The sequence below is a fragment of the Algirhabdus cladophorae genome (genome assembly GCF_044772865.1).
Taxonomy (GTDB): Bacteria; Pseudomonadota; Alphaproteobacteria; order Rhodobacterales; family Rhodobacteraceae; genus Algirhabdus; species Algirhabdus cladophorae.
Genome location: NZ_CP173029.1, coordinates 3,241,978 through 3,255,300 on the forward strand (window position 1 = coordinate 3,241,978; position 13,323 = coordinate 3,255,300).

15 protein-coding genes are annotated in these 13,323 nt (G+C 55.5%); 6 read left to right on the forward strand and 9 right to left on the reverse strand.

The window, feature by feature from the left end:
- Positions 1-78: 78 nt before the first annotated feature.
- On the forward strand, positions 79-1,317 hold the full coding sequence (locus ACIRQ6_RS15755) for an MFS transporter (protein WP_420861551.1): 1,239 nt from the start codon (positions 79-81) through the stop codon (positions 1,315-1,317).
- Here ACIRQ6_RS15755 and ACIRQ6_RS15760 read toward each other — a convergent pair.
- The 6 genes from ACIRQ6_RS15760 to ACIRQ6_RS15785 form a co-directional block, all read right to left on the reverse strand.
- On the reverse strand, positions 1,314-2,231 hold the full coding sequence (locus ACIRQ6_RS15760; protein ID WP_420861552.1) for an alpha/beta fold hydrolase: 918 nt from the start codon (positions 2,229-2,231) through the stop codon (positions 1,314-1,316). The genes ACIRQ6_RS15755 and ACIRQ6_RS15760 overlap by 4 nt on opposite strands.
- Positions 2,231-3,148: an ornithine cyclodeaminase family protein gene (locus tag ACIRQ6_RS15765; RefSeq protein ID WP_420861553.1), complete on the reverse strand. Its 918-nt coding sequence runs from the start codon at positions 3,146-3,148 to the stop codon at positions 2,231-2,233. The genes ACIRQ6_RS15760 and ACIRQ6_RS15765 overlap by 1 nt, the downstream gene beginning before the upstream one ends.
- Positions 3,145-3,765 carry an HAD family hydrolase gene (locus ACIRQ6_RS15770; protein WP_420863922.1) on the reverse strand — a complete coding sequence of 207 codons (621 nt, stop codon included), beginning with the start codon at positions 3,763-3,765 and terminating at the stop codon, positions 3,145-3,147. Before ACIRQ6_RS15770 ends, ACIRQ6_RS15765 begins: the two co-directional genes overlap by 4 nt.
- Before the next feature lie 85 nt (positions 3,766-3,850).
- Positions 3,851-4,309: a YaiI/YqxD family protein gene (locus tag ACIRQ6_RS15775; RefSeq protein ID WP_420861554.1), complete on the reverse strand. Its 459-nt coding sequence runs from the start codon at positions 4,307-4,309 to the stop codon at positions 3,851-3,853.
- Positions 4,306-5,136 carry an S-formylglutathione hydrolase gene (gene fghA / locus ACIRQ6_RS15780; RefSeq protein WP_420861555.1) on the reverse strand — a complete coding sequence of 277 codons (831 nt, stop codon included), beginning with the start codon at positions 5,134-5,136 and terminating at the stop codon, positions 4,306-4,308. The genes ACIRQ6_RS15775 and fghA overlap by 4 nt, the downstream gene beginning before the upstream one ends.
- A gap of 14 nt (positions 5,137-5,150) precedes the next feature.
- The gene (locus ACIRQ6_RS15785) at positions 5,151-6,080 is read right to left on the reverse strand and encodes an AEC family transporter (RefSeq protein WP_420861556.1); all 930 of its coding nucleotides are present in this window, start codon (positions 6,078-6,080) and stop codon (positions 5,151-5,153) included.
- A gap of 164 nt (positions 6,081-6,244) precedes the next feature.
- On the opposite strand from ACIRQ6_RS15785, the gene ACIRQ6_RS15790 reads away from it, so the two are divergent.
- Complete coding sequence (locus tag ACIRQ6_RS15790; protein WP_420861557.1) at positions 6,245-6,421, forward strand: hypothetical protein; 177 nt, start codon at positions 6,245-6,247, stop codon at positions 6,419-6,421.
- 126 nt (positions 6,422-6,547) lie between these two features.
- Positions 6,548-7,165: a TetR/AcrR family transcriptional regulator gene (locus ACIRQ6_RS15795; RefSeq protein WP_420861558.1), complete on the forward strand. Its 618-nt coding sequence runs from the start codon at positions 6,548-6,550 to the stop codon at positions 7,163-7,165.
- Between the two features lie 24 nt (positions 7,166-7,189).
- Here ACIRQ6_RS15795 and ACIRQ6_RS15800 read toward each other — a convergent pair whose 3' ends face one another.
- A complete protein-coding gene (locus tag ACIRQ6_RS15800; RefSeq protein WP_420861559.1) occupies positions 7,190-8,302 on the reverse strand; it encodes an S-(hydroxymethyl)glutathione dehydrogenase/class III alcohol dehydrogenase in 1,113 nt (370 codons plus the stop codon).
- 116 nt (positions 8,303-8,418) lie between these two features.
- On the opposite strand from ACIRQ6_RS15800, the gene ACIRQ6_RS15805 reads away from it, so the two are divergent.
- The 3 genes from ACIRQ6_RS15805 to ACIRQ6_RS15815 all read left to right on the forward strand — a co-directional run bounded on the left by ACIRQ6_RS15805 (position 8,419) and on the right by ACIRQ6_RS15815 (position 11,055).
- Positions 8,419-8,739 carry an I78 family peptidase inhibitor gene (locus ACIRQ6_RS15805; protein WP_420861560.1) on the forward strand — a complete coding sequence of 107 codons (321 nt, stop codon included), beginning with the start codon at positions 8,419-8,421 and terminating at the stop codon, positions 8,737-8,739.
- Positions 8,740-8,834: 95 nt separating this feature from the next.
- On the forward strand, positions 8,835-10,490 hold the full coding sequence (locus tag ACIRQ6_RS15810) for a Y-family DNA polymerase (RefSeq protein WP_420861561.1): 1,656 nt from the start codon (positions 8,835-8,837) through the stop codon (positions 10,488-10,490).
- 220 nt (positions 10,491-10,710) lie between these two features.
- Entirely contained in the window at positions 10,711-11,055 is a 345-nt protein-coding gene (locus ACIRQ6_RS15815) for a DUF2794 domain-containing protein (RefSeq protein WP_420861562.1), read from the forward strand.
- 21 nt (positions 11,056-11,076) lie between these two features.
- Here ACIRQ6_RS15815 and ACIRQ6_RS15820 read toward each other — a convergent pair whose 3' ends face one another.
- Together ACIRQ6_RS15820 and ACIRQ6_RS15825 are read right to left on the reverse strand one after the other, a co-directional pair.
- On the reverse strand, positions 11,077-11,901 hold the full coding sequence (locus ACIRQ6_RS15820) for a C40 family peptidase (RefSeq protein WP_420861563.1): 825 nt from the start codon (positions 11,899-11,901) through the stop codon (positions 11,077-11,079).
- The gene (locus tag ACIRQ6_RS15825; protein WP_420861564.1) at positions 11,898-13,307 is read right to left on the reverse strand and encodes a leucyl aminopeptidase family protein; all 1,410 of its coding nucleotides are present in this window, start codon (positions 13,305-13,307) and stop codon (positions 11,898-11,900) included. Before ACIRQ6_RS15825 ends, ACIRQ6_RS15820 begins: the two co-directional genes overlap by 4 nt.
- Positions 13,308-13,323: the final 16 nt, after the last annotated feature.

Consider the following 13,323-nt stretch of genomic DNA (forward strand, 5'->3'; position numbering starts at 1 on the left):
GTTCGGCGCGTTGTGGCGCAAGTCGGACATCACAAATCTTGAATTGACGCTGGCCGCTATTTGCAGACAGGTAGCACCATGGAACATCGCGCCCCTCTCATCACACCGGTCTTGATTGCAGGTTGCATCATCATCATGGCCTCTTTCGCCATTCGCGCCAGTTTCGGCGTGTTCCAAATTCCAATTGCAGCAGAGTTCGGCTGGCTGCGATCGGAGTTCTCGATGGCAATCGCAATCCAGAACCTCGCCTGGGGAATTGGCCAGCCTATTTTCGGGGCTATTGCCGAGCGCCTCACCGATCGAAAGGCCATCGTGTTTGGCGCACTGATATATGCGGCTGGTTTGGTTCTGTCGTCGTATGCCATGACGCCTGGAGCCATGCAGTTTTACGAGATTTTGGTAGGCTTTGGTGTGGCAGGCACAGGCTTTGGCGTGATTTTAGCCGTTGTGGGCCGTGCGGCCTCGGACGAAAATCGGTCCATGGCTATGGCCATTGCCACTGCGGCGGGATCTGCAGGTCAGATTATCGGGGCGCCCTTGGCCGAATACCTGCTGACGCTGATGCCATGGCAATCGGTGTTTGTGGTTTTCGCCGGGATTATCTTGGCGACCCTCTTTACGCTACCGATGATCAAAGCCCCTGCAACCGCCAACAAGGCACAACTGGAAGAAACATTTGGGCAGGTTCTGACCAAAGCCTTCAAGGACCCCAGCTACACTCTGATTTTTCTGGGGTTCTTTTCCTGCGGCTATCAACTGGCCTTTATTACGGCACACTTCCCTGCCTTTGTTACCGAGGTTTGCGGGCCAATCGCGCCGGGCGGTGTGCTGCATTCAATGGGGATCACGACCACATCGGCCCTTGGGGCTGTGGCGATTGCACTTATCGGGGCTGCGAATATCGTTGGCACATTACTGGCCGGTTGGGCCGGCAACCGATACTCCAAGAAATACCTTTTGGCGGGGATTTATACCGGGCGCACCATCATTGCGGCGGCATTTATTCTGACCCCGATGACACCAACCACAGTGATCTTATTCTCTGTCGGGATGGGATCCCTTTGGCTGGCGACCGTGCCACTGACATCAGGCCTTGTCGCGCATCTCTATGGGTTGCGCTATATGGGCACGCTCTATGGGATCGTGTTCTTTAGCCACCAGTTGGGCAGCTTCTTAGGCGTGTGGTTGGGTGGCCGCCTGTATGACCTTTATGGCACTTACGAGATTGTCTGGTGGGTTGGTGTCGGCGTTGGAGCTTTTAGCGCCATCATCCATTTGCCAATTAAGGAAAACCGACCTGCGCCTGCCGCCGCTTAGCGGGTGAGTTTGCGAATGGCGTCTACGACTTCCACAGGATGCGTATAAGCCACATCGTGACCGGCTCCTTTGATGATGTCCTGTTGGGCACGGTGGTTCCATTTGGCAAGCTTGGCCATACCTGAGACGGGAATCACAGTGTCACCATCGGCCCAAATCGCCACCAAAGGGATCACGTGACGACTGACATCCTGATGGGCCTCTTCCTGCTCGTCCGCCAGAATGCCCCGCATTGACGACAAAACAGCGCGTAAATATCCGCGGCGTTTAAACTCATCAAGTTGTTTGTCCACGACGCCGCCCACTTCGATCCGGTTCTGACGCTGGTTCAACAAATCACGGCGTAGGGTATAGCGGCCTACAGTTTCCATCAGCCAATCACCCACCAAAGGAAGCGTGCGAGCACATTTGGCCACATTGGTTTCCGGGTAGTCTATGCCCGCAGGGGCCAACAGGATCACACGTCGCACCATCTTGGGGTGGGCCTGTGCAAAGGCTGTGACGACAGACCCGCCCATCGAATATCCCAATAGCGTCAAATCCTGATCTAGACCTTGCTGATCCAAAAGCGCCTTCAGGTGATTTGTGAAAAATGCAGCGGTTTGTGCCACTTCAAAACTGTCGGAAAACCCGCGCCCAAGGTGATCATAGCGCAGCACGCGGTAGCCTTGCGCCACAAGGCCCGGGATCATCGCATCGAATACAAAGGACGGTGTTGTCAGCCCATGCACGGCCACTAAAACAGGCCCATCCTCAGGTCCATCCCAACGAATATGCGTGCGTCCTTGGGGCAAATCTATCACCAAACCGGGGGCGTCCTTGCGGGCACCATCATTCATCGGCAGGCGCAGCATTTCCAGAACCACCGGAGCCACCGCCATCACCAGCAGAAGGAAAACAAGACCCAGTACCATCAGATGGCCCTGCCCTTGCGCCATGCCTCAAGGATATAGCTGCTGACCATCAAATCCAGATGCGCACCACCGCCATTTTTGAACAGGGTGATGTCGTTGGATTGGCGGGTGAATTTCGGTAAATCATAGTAATCGGCCAGAACATCACTGCGCTGGATCGCCCCACTGGCAAGGGGGCGTTTGAATTCGCCGATATGATCCAAAGTCGTGTCAAAACTGTCAGTAAATATCCGCGCCTTTTGCAAGGCTTCATCATCAGTCTCGCGCATGTCAGGACGGTAGGCCCCGATCAGATCGATGTGTTGTCCCGGGCGCAGCCACGCCCCTTTGAGGACGGGTTCGGTGCTCATTGTGGCACAGGTGATGATATCGGCCTCGGCGACGGCCTGTTGTAGATCTGTGGCAATTGCGATGTCTGGGAAGTCCGCCTGAAGGGCCTCTGCACCGGCTGCAGTGCGGTTCCAAATCGTGAAGCGTGCCTGAGGAAAGCCCGCGCCATAGGCCTGCCGCAAAGATCGTGCCACTGTGCCGGCCCCCACGATAAGGATACGTTTGCTGTCGGGTCTCGCCAGTTTTAGCGCGCCCAAAAGGCTATCCCCGGCAGTCTTCCATTTGGTGACCAGATGAAAGTCCAGATAGGCCTGCAAACTGCCGTCACTGTCTGAAAAAAGGCTGACAGACCCGTTGATCATCGGCTGGCCCGCATCGCGATTTTGCGGAAACACAGTGGCGGATTTCACGGCCACGCCAAGCCCATCAATCCACGCCGAACGGCTGAGCAATGTATCGCGATCACGATACAAGAACGTGTCATCTATACTGGCTTTGGGCAGGGAATGACCGGCCTCAATGGCTTGGGTCAGGGCGATCCAATCCAGTGAGGTTTCGGCCTCAAAAGGAATGATATCCACGCTCATGCGGCTTGATCCGAGGTGAGCAACCCGTGACCGATCAGGCATTCTGCCCAGCCCTGCGGTGACCGGAACAGATGTCCGTGCCACCCACGGGCCACAGCGGCGTCGATGTTTTCATCGCGGTCATCGGCAAACAGAAGGTCTGCACCGCTCAGGCCTGTGTCCTCCTCCAGCATTTGATAAATCTCGGCATCGGGTTTCGCCGTGGCCATGTGGCCCGAGATATACTTGCGGTCGAACTCCTTCAGAAACTGGTATTGCGTTTGCGCGTAGGCAAAGCTGTCGATACCGAAATTTGATAGGGCGAAAACTGGTACGCCTTCAGACCGCAGCGCGCGCAGCAAACGCACAGAACGGTCTATGGCAGGCTGCGCCATATGGATCCATTGGTCGTACCACATCCTAATTTCAGAGCGCCACTCAGGGTACAATTGCGCGGTCTCATAGATGGTTTCTTTGAACGGGGCGCCACGATCAACGCGGTCGTTCATGCCATGCAAATCCACCGCTTCGAACATAGCTTTACGGCGCACAGGACCAATCACGGCATCATAATGCCGCTCGGGCTGCCATTCGATCAGCACATTTCCAATATCAAAAACAACAGCACGTGGTGGCATCACGGCATAAATCCCCAATTTTATAGGAGGACACTACCGGACAATTGCAAAACGTCTACGAAATGCAGCTTTTGCTTGTGTGATTTTAGGAAAGTGTTGCGTCTTTAGCAGCGAGGCGGAGTTGTTGTTCCAACGCGTTCAGAAATTGCGAGCGGTCTGCCTTGGAAAAGGGGCGTCCCCCGCCTTGGCGAAACGGATCTGCGGCGCGCAGGTCTGTCATCAGATCACGCGTGGCAAGGGTCTGACCGATGTTGGCGGTATTGAGCACGTCACCGTTGTGTTTAAGAACCCGCGCGCCCGCTTCGACACATTTGGCTGCCAAAGGAATGTCACCTGTCACCACCACATCACCCGTCTTAGCGCGATCCGCGATCCATTGATCAGCCACATCAGGGCCTTCTGGTACCACCACAGTTTCGACAAACGGATTAGGGGAAGGGCGCAAACCGCCATTACTGACGATGAATATTTGCAATTTGTGGCGGGTACCCACGCGTTCCACCTCGGCCTTTACGGGACATGCGTCGGCATCCACATAAATCATGCGTAAAGCGCGTCGGCGTGGAAGGCGACGTGGTCTTCCATCAGGCTGGAGATAAAGTAATAGGAATGATCATAGCCCTTTTGGACGCGGTGCAGCCCGTCTTGTTTGCGCGCAACCATGGCTTCAGCCAGGGTTTCGGGGCGCAGCAGATCCCAGAAATTATCATCAGCCCCTTGGTCAATCAAAACAGGCCCATCAAAACCCTTTTCGCGCATCATTAGAGTGGCGTCATGGGCGGCCCAAAGGCTTTCGTCGTCGCCCAAATAGGCGCTCAGCTGTTTGCGGCCCCAGTCACTGGCTGTTGGATTGGCAATGGGCGCAAAGGCACTGACCGACCGGAACCGACCGGGCAGTCCCATGGCAAGGGTCAGTGCACCGTGCCCGCCCATAGAATGGCCTGTGATGGCTTGCCGATCCATTTCCAGCGCAAATTCATTGGCCAGCAGATCGGGCAGCTCGTGGGCCACATAATCCCACATTTGAAAGTGCGGTTTCCACGGGTCCTGTGTGGCATTGACGTAAAAACCGGCGCCCTGACCCAGATCATAGGCCTCGTCATTTGCAACATTGTCGCCGCGCGGGGACGTATCGGGTAGAACCAGTGCTATCCCATGTTCGGCACACCAGGCTTGCGCCCCTGCTTTTTCCATCGCGTTGGCGTGGGTACAGGTCAGGCCGGATAAGTACCACAGCAGCGGCACGGGGCCTTCGTTTGCTTCTTCCGGCAGGAAAAGGCCGAAAGTCATATCCCCCGCGCAGACCTTGGACGCATGGGTGTAGACGCCTTGGGAGCCTGCGAAAGATTTGTTTTGTGAAACGATGTCCATGGCCGGACCCCCTGTCAAAATGTTGATACCCAGCCGATAACGACCGAGACGGTGATGATGCTGATCAATGTCGAGACCAGAATTGAGGCTGAAACGCGGGTTGGTGCAACCCCATAATGTTGTGCGACCATAAAGACATTGCCCGCCACAGGCAAAGCCGCTGCCGCGATCATGACGCCTGCTGCATACGGATCCACAGGGAAGATGACCAAACCACCCAAGGCCACTGCTGCGGGGTGCAAGAACAGTTTGCAGCCCGACAAATACAACGCCACGCTGACCCGTTCCGCAGACTTTGACGCAAGCGAGGCTCCAATAGCGAATAGGGCGCAGGGCGTCGCGGCCCCCCCAAGCATGGCGAGAAATTCGTTTGCAGGGGCCGGGATCGGCAATCGCATCACGGACCAGATCAGACCCAATGAGATCGAGACGATCATTGGGTTCTTGATCAGACCCAAACCAACGGTTTTCAAGATCGCAGGCGAGACGCGGCCATCGCGCGATCCAACGATTAAAATCACGATGAGACTGCCAAAGACGATCAAATCCACCGCCAGCATCAACATGATATAGCCGATAGCCGCGTCGCCCAATAGCAGCGCCAGCATCGGAATGCCCAGAAACCCGATGTTGCCGATGACGGCCACTTGGGCCTCGACGGCGGCCTCAGCTGTGGACAGACCGCGTAAGAACGCGATGCCCGTGGCGATCAGGTAAACTACGCCAGTGCCCCAGAGGTAGGCCAGCATAAAGTTGAGATTGAACAGATCAGCAAACGATAGATTAGCAGCAAAACGGAACAACATGGCCGACAGAGCAAAGTAAAAGACAAATTTTGTTAAATAGGCCGTGGCTTCTTCGCTGAAGAATTTCGAGCGCGCGGCAAGGTAGCCCAAACCGATCAGCGTAAAAAATGGCAGTGTCTTCAGAAATATAGCCAGCATGTCACCGCGGTAACATTTGATCCATTAAGATGCCAGTACCACGAAAAGCGATGCCAAAAAATAAAAATGAACCAAACAGTTCACTTTCCTCTTGAAAACTAAACTACTTAGTTTAAATAGTGTTTTGAACTGATTGGTTCACTTTAAAAGAAAGGACAAGACCAATGAAACGTACCCTCCCAATGCTCGCTTCTGCCCTGCTGTTGTCGTCCGCCCTCTCTGCCTCGGCTGGCGCACCTATTGTGCAGTTTCCAATTCTGACCTTCCCTGAAGGCCCAACAACCACCATCAGCTGCAATACTCAAACCACTGTTATTGCCGAAGATTGCGTGAGCGAATAACGACCTCCCTCCCCGTCTCGCACCGCAATGCTGGTTGGGCGACCCTTGTCCCCGGGGGTCGCCCGTTTTCATTGTGTAATAAGACCGGATCGGTCTATACTAGGCCTCTAGTCCCAAAGGCAGCTCATGAACGCACCCACCCCTGACATCCGTAAAGGCCGAAAATTTGACCAAGTGCTGGAAGGCGCGCGGGAAGTTTTCATGGCCGATGGATTCGAAGGTGCCAGTGTGGACGATATTGCCAAGGCAGCGGGCGTCTCGAAGGCGACCTTGTATAGTTATTTCCCGGACAAGCGTCTGTTGTTCATGGAAGTCGCCAAGACCGAATGTAATCGCCAGACCGAATTGGCTGTGCACGACATTGATGACAGTCAGCCACCACGCATTGTGTTAACGCGAGCCGCAACCAATTTGATGCATTTCTTTATGTCGGATTTCGGCCAACAGGTGTTTCGGATCAGTGTCGCGGAATCAGCGCGCTTTCCTGAACTGGGGCGCGAATTTTTCGAATGTGGTCCAATGACCGTTCACCGCATTTTGGCCGAGTATATCCAGATCGCGATTGATCGAGGTGAACTTGCCGTGGACGACATTGATCTGGCCGCATGGCAGTTTCCGGAACTGTGTAAGACAGATCTGTTTCCAAAGTTGATGTTCGGGGTGCAAAAGACATTCACCGAAGCGGATCTGGACCGTATCGTCAAAGGTGCTGTCGATATGTTTATGGCGCGCTACGGAACCTAGCAGCGCGCCACGTTTTCCTACGAATTAGAACTCAACAACCGCCCGGATCGATTTACCCTCGTGCATCAGATCAAAACCATGGTTGATCTCATCCAGTGACAATTTGTGCGTGATCATCGGATCGATTTCGATCTTACCGTCCATGTACCAATCAACAATCCTCGGAACATCCGTGCGACCAGAGGCACCACCAAAGGCTGTGCCGCGCCAGCTGCGCCCTGTGACCAATTGGAAAGGACGCGTGCTGATTTCTGCACCCGCCGGGGCCACGCCGATGATGATGCTTTCGCCCCAGCCTTTGTGGGCCGCTTCCAGTGCAGTGCGCATCACACCCACATTGCCTGTCGCGTCAAAGGTATAATCAGCACCGCCGCCGGTGAGTTCCACCAGATGAGCAACCAAATCACCCTCCACTTTGGACGGATTCACAAAGTCGGTCATGCCAAAATGCGTGGCCATCTCGACCTTGCCATCGTTCAGGTCAACACCAACGATTTGATCCGCTCCGGCCAGTCGCAGACCTTGGATCACATTCAAGCCAATCCCGCCCAAACCAAAGACGATACCGGTCGAACCGATCTCAACCTTGGCTGTGTTGATCACAGCCCCGATTCCAGTGGTCACGCCGCACCCGATGTAGCAGATTTTGTCAAACGGCGCGTCTTTGCGGACCTTGGCCAGCGCAATCTCTGGCACCACGGTGTGGTTGGCAAAGGTGGAGCAGCCCATGTAGTGGTGGATCGGCGTGCCGTCCAACATCGAAAAACGGGTCGATCCATCAGGCAAAAGACCCGCACCCTGGGTGCTGCGAATTTTTTGACACAGGTTCGTTTTTGGGTTCAGGCAGTAGTCACATTCGCGACATTCAGGCGTGTAAAGCGGGATCACGTGATCGCCAACCTCAAGACTGGTGACGCCTTCGCCCACTTCGATAACAATGCCTGCACCCTCGTGACCCAAGATTGCGGGAAAAATGCCCTCAGGATCATCGCCCGAGCGGGTGAATTCATCCGTATGGCACAGACCAGTTGCCTTGATTTCCACCAAAACTTCGCCTGCGCGGGGGCCGTCCAAATTGACCTCCATCACTTCTAATGGTTTGCCAGCCTCTAGGGCCACTGCTGCACGGGTCCGCATGGACGTCTCCTTCCCTGTTGTCGTCTGGTAAACCGTGCGGGATGGTCCATAGCAATGCAAGCGTTTTTACAGGCACGGCCCTTGCCTTTTTGCGCGCGATGTCAGAGGTTTGCCTTATGAAGAAGTTCTTATTTCTTGCGGCCTTTGGCCTGCTGACGGCCTGTGGGCCCAAAACCCCGGTGATCGACCCGATTGAGCCTGTTGAACCAACAGACCCTGCCGAGGCGGCGTTGCCAGTGGGGCTGGATGATCAATGCAAGGCCAATGAGAACGCGCAATTGCTGGGTATGACCACTGATGGTTTGGAAGAAACGTTGGTATTGCTGCCCACGCGTATCATTCGTCCCGGCGATTTGGTAACCCAAGACTACCGTCCCCAACGATTGAACATCCATCTGGATGCCGCGGGCACTGTCATCCGGTTGTCCTGCGGCTAAGCCCCTTTTTGGGTCTAAAAAACAGGTCGCTCTGGACTCGTGATGCCTTGGGACGTATTTAGAACAAAGTAAGAACATTTTATCGGGTCACTGCCATGCCCCAGCGCCGTATCTTGTCTTTGTGGTTTCCCCGCTTGGGGGCCGAACGTGTCCTGCGCCAATGGCGTGGGACCATTGACGTGCCTTTTGCCGTGCTGCGCGAAAGCGGCCAGATGCAAGTGATTAGCTCCTTATCAGTGCAAGCCGAGGCCGCTGGCTTGCGCGTCGGGCAACCGGCCCGCGATGCCCACGCCATGTGCGAAGGCCTGCTGACCCGCCTTCAAGACCCGCTGGCCGAAGAACAATTTCTGACCGCATTGCGGCGTTGGGCCGGCAAGTTTTCCCCTTGGGTCAATCAAGAAGCCCCCGGTGGCTTGGTCATTGACCTCACAGGCTGCGCGCATCTTTTTGGCGGCGAAGAGGCACTGGTCAAACAAGTCGAAGATGACTGTGCTGACCTGCATCTTAGTGTGCAAGCGGGCATTGCAGACACACTTGGGGCCGCTTGGGCTTTGGCGCGCTATGCAGGCCAAGCCCCCAATGCCACACGGTCCGGCGATGCCATCGATCAAGAGGCTTATGCAACCAGATCGCGCGCTGTGAAACGCCGCAATTGGGAACGTGGCGGGGCCGCGCCCAAACTGGTAACAGGGGCCGCCAACACCCACCGGATTGCAGCCCCAGCAGCCACACATACGGCCCTGATGCCGCTGCCGATTGCCGCCCTGCGCCTGCCTGAACCTACGGTGACATCGCTGGCACGTCTTGGGTTGCGGCGTATTGGGGATCTACTGGGTCAACCGCGTGCTGGGCTGGCGCGGCGCTTTGGCAAGGATCTGGTGCTGCGCCTTGATCAGGCCATTGGCGCTGTGTCCGAACCTGTGTCCCCTGCCAAACCACCGCTGCATTTTGCCTGCCGTTTGACCCTGCCCGAGCCCATCGGACTAGAAAGCGATATTCTGGCGGGCCTTGATCGTTTGCTACCCCGATTACAACAACAGCTAGAGGCCAAAGGCCATGGCGCGCGTCGCGTGCGCCTACAGGCGTTTCGCGTCGATCAAACCCGCCAAACCATCGAAGTGGGGCTGGCACGCCCCTCGGCCAATCCCGAACGCATCAAACCCTTGCTTTCACTGAAGCTGGACCAAATTGATGCAGGGTTCGGCATTGATCTGTTGCGCATCGAGGCACACCAAACCGAACCGGTTTATCAAACCCAACATAAAGGCCATCTGGACGCCGGTCGCGATGTGGCCGAACGATTGGCCCGCAACACCAGTTTTGATGATCTGATCGGACGGCTTGGGGCACGGGTTGGCCTTGAGGCGATCACGCGCGAACATCCCGGCGACAGCAACATCCCAGAAAAAACCAGCGTGACAATGGCGGCAGCTTGGTCAGACCCTGCTATGGATTGGGTCAAACCCGCTACACCGCGCCCGTTGGAGATCTGGCAACCCGAATTGGTCGGCGCCCCCGTTAATCCCATACCACCTGCAGCCTTCAAATGGCGCGGGCGGCATTTGCACTTAAAGCAAGCCCATGGGCCAGAACGCATTGCGCCGGAATGGTGGCTGGATGATCCCAACTGGCGCAGCGGCGTGCGTGATTACTGGCATGTGGATGTGGAAACAGGCGAACGGCTGTGGCTGTTTTATGCCCATGGGGCCGGTCTATCTGCAGGGTGGTTTTGTCAGGGACGCTTTGCATAAAGCATCGACCTTGGGGAATAAGTATCCCCGATGTCCGCGGGCTGGGTGGGGGCTATAAAATCCGCGAACATCGGGGGAGCAGCTGTTCTAGCTACCGATACAAACTTTATGCTGGCCAACAACGGCACAATGAGGGGCAAAAAGGGGAATTCAACCGATGTTTTTCAGGCCAAAAGATGGCTTTGCTTGATTTATAAGCAAAATAGGGCAAACTTGGTTTATGAACGCTCAAAATCCACCAATCCCATTTCCCTCAAAATTGCCCGAACAGGTCGCGTTTCACCGCACCGAACTTGGTCCGATTCTATCACTCTATGGGCGTATGGTGGCAGCAGGTGAATGGCGCGACTACGGTATCTCAAGCCTGCGCGACGTTGCAGTGTTTTCCGTGTTCCGGCGCACCGCAGAAAATCCTCTTTATCGCATCGAAAAACGCCCCAAACTGCGCGGCAAACAGGGCATGTATGCTGTGATTGGTATGGATGGCCAGATCCTGAAACGCGGGGCTGACCTCAAAACGGTGCTGCGCGTGCTGGAACGTAAACTTATCCGTGCCGTAGACTAGGTTTCTTTGGTCCCCAAATACCTAAACCCGACGATGACCCGTTAGCGGCCCATCGCCGTTTTCTTCAATTCGGTGCAAGGCAGCTCCCAAAGGTTCCTCCACCACAGCCATGTGGAACACATTGGCGTGCAGCAACCGATCAGGTCCGGCAACAATCCCAACATGCCCCTTCCAAAACAAAATATCGCCTTGAATAAACTCGGATCCCAAGGCGACACTTTTCCCAAGGTGCTGCGCCTGTTGGTCACTGTCCCCGCAACAGGGGATACCACAGGCCACACAGGCCGCCTGCACCAAACCCGAGCAATCAATCCCCCAGATCGAATTGCCCCCCCACAGATAGGGTACCCCCAAATAGAGCCGTGCCACAGAAACCAAATCTACTTCATGCTGTGTGACGGGCGAAAGATGGGACACTGGGACGAAGCCTAGATCGGTATGGGCAAATTTCGGGCCTGTAGCAGACACGTTCACAGACGCCCCATGGGGCAAAGCCATCAGGTTGGCCGATTTGAAATCATCACCTTGATAGACGTGGGTTGCCTTCACAGACACCTTGTGGCTGGCAACAGCGACAGGTCCCAAAGATCCCGATGGCAAATAGCCAACATACCCATCCTTGGCCATTTGAACAAACGACCATCCCGCACGATCCTCAAACACTTGGGCTATATCACCCATCAGCACTTGACGATCCCGTGGGCCATCCGGCGCGCGCAAAAGATCGGCAACCGGGCGCAGCACCCGACGCGCCGCACCCTTGGAAAAAGTCACATTCTGCACGTGACCGCGCACGGCCTCAGAAGCGACGCGCTCATTCGCGGGCCAAAGCCGAGGATCCGTCATAAATTCAAAATATCCGGTAGCGCCTCAAGAACAGCGCGCGCACCTTGGCCGGTGCCACCTTTGGGCCGCCCCGGTGCCGCGGAAGGTTGCCAGCCATAGATATCAAAATGACCATAGCGTGCAGTCCGCGTCACAAATCTGCGCAAGAACAGAGCCGCCGTGATCGACCCTGCAAAACCGCCTTTTGGCGCATTGTCTAAATCAGCCACATCCGGCTCGATCATTGCCTCATAGGGATCCCAAAACGGCAAGCGCCAGACAGGATCCTGCGCTGGCCCAGCGGCCTCGGCCAAATATGAGGCAATAGCCTCGTCATCGGTGAAAAACGGCGCAAGGTCAGGTCCAACGGCCACCCGCGCAGCCCCAGTTAGGGTCGCCATGGACAATATCACATCAGGCTCGGATTCGTCGGCCAAGGCCAGCGCGTCTGCCAGAACCAAACGCCCTTCGGCATCTGTGTTATTAATCTCAACCGTTAAACCCTTGCGAGAGGTCAGGATATCTTGCGGCCGGAATGCCCCACCATCGATGTTGTTTTCAACGGCAGGCACCAATACCCGCAGGCGTAATTTCAGGCCCAAAGACATTATCATATGAGCCAACCCCAACACAGTCGCGGCGCCACCCATGTCCTTTTTCATTAACCCCATGGAAGAGGCCGGTTTGATGTTTAATCCACCTGTGTCAAAACACACCCCCTTTCCAACCAAGACCAGCAAAGGTCCCGCATCCCCCCAAGACATATCCAGCAACCGCGGAGCATCTGCCGCGGCCCGGCCAACGGCGTGGATCATCGGAAAATTCTGCTCAAGCAAATCTTGCCCAACAACGGCACGGGCCCGCGCACCATGGGCCTGTGCCACTTCAAAAAATGCTTTTTGCAGCGAAGAAGGGCCCATATCCTGGGCAGGGGTGTTAATCAGATCACGGGTCAGGAACTCACCAGCGGCTAGAATCTCGATGCGGCGGTGATCAATGACATCTGGCGCGCACAACTCAGCACCTTGACTGCTTTTTGAGGTATATCGATCAAATCGGTAGCTCGACAACAACCAACCCAAAGCAAAAGCCTCAATTTCAGCGGGATCCACGTCATCCTCTGGATCCAACGCGAGGTGATACCGACCTGATGGGAACTTGGATACATTGGCTAGTGCGCCAAATCTTTGACGTTTGCGCGCCGCGTCTGTTCCTGTTCCAATTGCCAAAAAGGCGACACCGCCGGACGTATTTGCGCAGGCCACCCATTGTCCCAAACCACCTGTAAACCCATGCGTCTTGATCCAGTTTTGTTCTGCATCATCGAGGGCTGCACACCACTTTTCGAACTGTTCTGAAGACACCAAATGGATTGGGATTGTCTGACCATCCGCCACTGCGAATGTGGGCTTGCTGAGATACGTCATGGGCAACCTTTATCCT

Bases quoted from the DNA above. Each gene is read 5' to 3' on its own strand.
- ACIRQ6_RS15770 (WP_420863922.1), bottom strand. From the start codon at position 3,765: ATGCCACCACGTGCTGTTGTTTTTGATATTGGAAATGTGCTGATCGAA.
- ACIRQ6_RS15755 (WP_420861551.1), top strand. From the start codon at position 79: ATGGAACATCGCGCCCCTCTCATCACACCGGTCTTGATTGCAGGTTGC.
- ACIRQ6_RS15790 (WP_420861557.1), top strand. From the start codon at position 6,245: ATGAAACGTACCCTCCCAATGCTCGCTTCTGCCCTGCTGTTGTCGTCC.
- ACIRQ6_RS15800 (WP_420861559.1), bottom strand. From the start codon at position 8,302: ATGCGGACCCGTGCAGCAGTGGCCCTAGAGGCTGGCAAACCATTAGAA.
- ACIRQ6_RS15805 (WP_420861560.1), top strand. From the start codon at position 8,419: ATGAAGAAGTTCTTATTTCTTGCGGCCTTTGGCCTGCTGACGGCCTGT.
- ACIRQ6_RS15815 (WP_420861562.1), top strand. From the start codon at position 10,711: ATGAACGCTCAAAATCCACCAATCCCATTTCCCTCAAAATTGCCCGAA.
- ACIRQ6_RS15795 (WP_420861558.1), top strand. From the start codon at position 6,548: ATGAACGCACCCACCCCTGACATCCGTAAAGGCCGAAAATTTGACCAA.
- ACIRQ6_RS15810 (WP_420861561.1), top strand. From the start codon at position 8,835: ATGCCCCAGCGCCGTATCTTGTCTTTGTGGTTTCCCCGCTTGGGGGCC.
- ACIRQ6_RS15765 (WP_420861553.1), bottom strand. From the start codon at position 3,148: ATGAGCGTGGATATCATTCCTTTTGAGGCCGAAACCTCACTGGATTGG.
- ACIRQ6_RS15820 (WP_420861563.1), bottom strand. From the start codon at position 11,901: ATGACGGATCCTCGGCTTTGGCCCGCGAATGAGCGCGTCGCTTCTGAG.
- ACIRQ6_RS15785 (WP_420861556.1), bottom strand. From the start codon at position 6,080: ATGCTGGCTATATTTCTGAAGACACTGCCATTTTTTACGCTGATCGGT.
- fghA (WP_420861555.1), bottom strand. From the start codon at position 5,136: ATGGACATCGTTTCACAAAACAAATCTTTCGCAGGCTCCCAAGGCGTC.
- ACIRQ6_RS15775 (WP_420861554.1), bottom strand. From the start codon at position 4,309: ATGATTTATGTGGATGCCGACGCATGTCCCGTAAAGGCCGAGGTGGAA.
- ACIRQ6_RS15825 (WP_420861564.1), bottom strand. From the start codon at position 13,307: ATGACGTATCTCAGCAAGCCCACATTCGCAGTGGCGGATGGTCAGACA.
- ACIRQ6_RS15760 (WP_420861552.1), bottom strand. From the start codon at position 2,231: ATGGTACTGGGTCTTGTTTTCCTTCTGCTGGTGATGGCGGTGGCTCCG.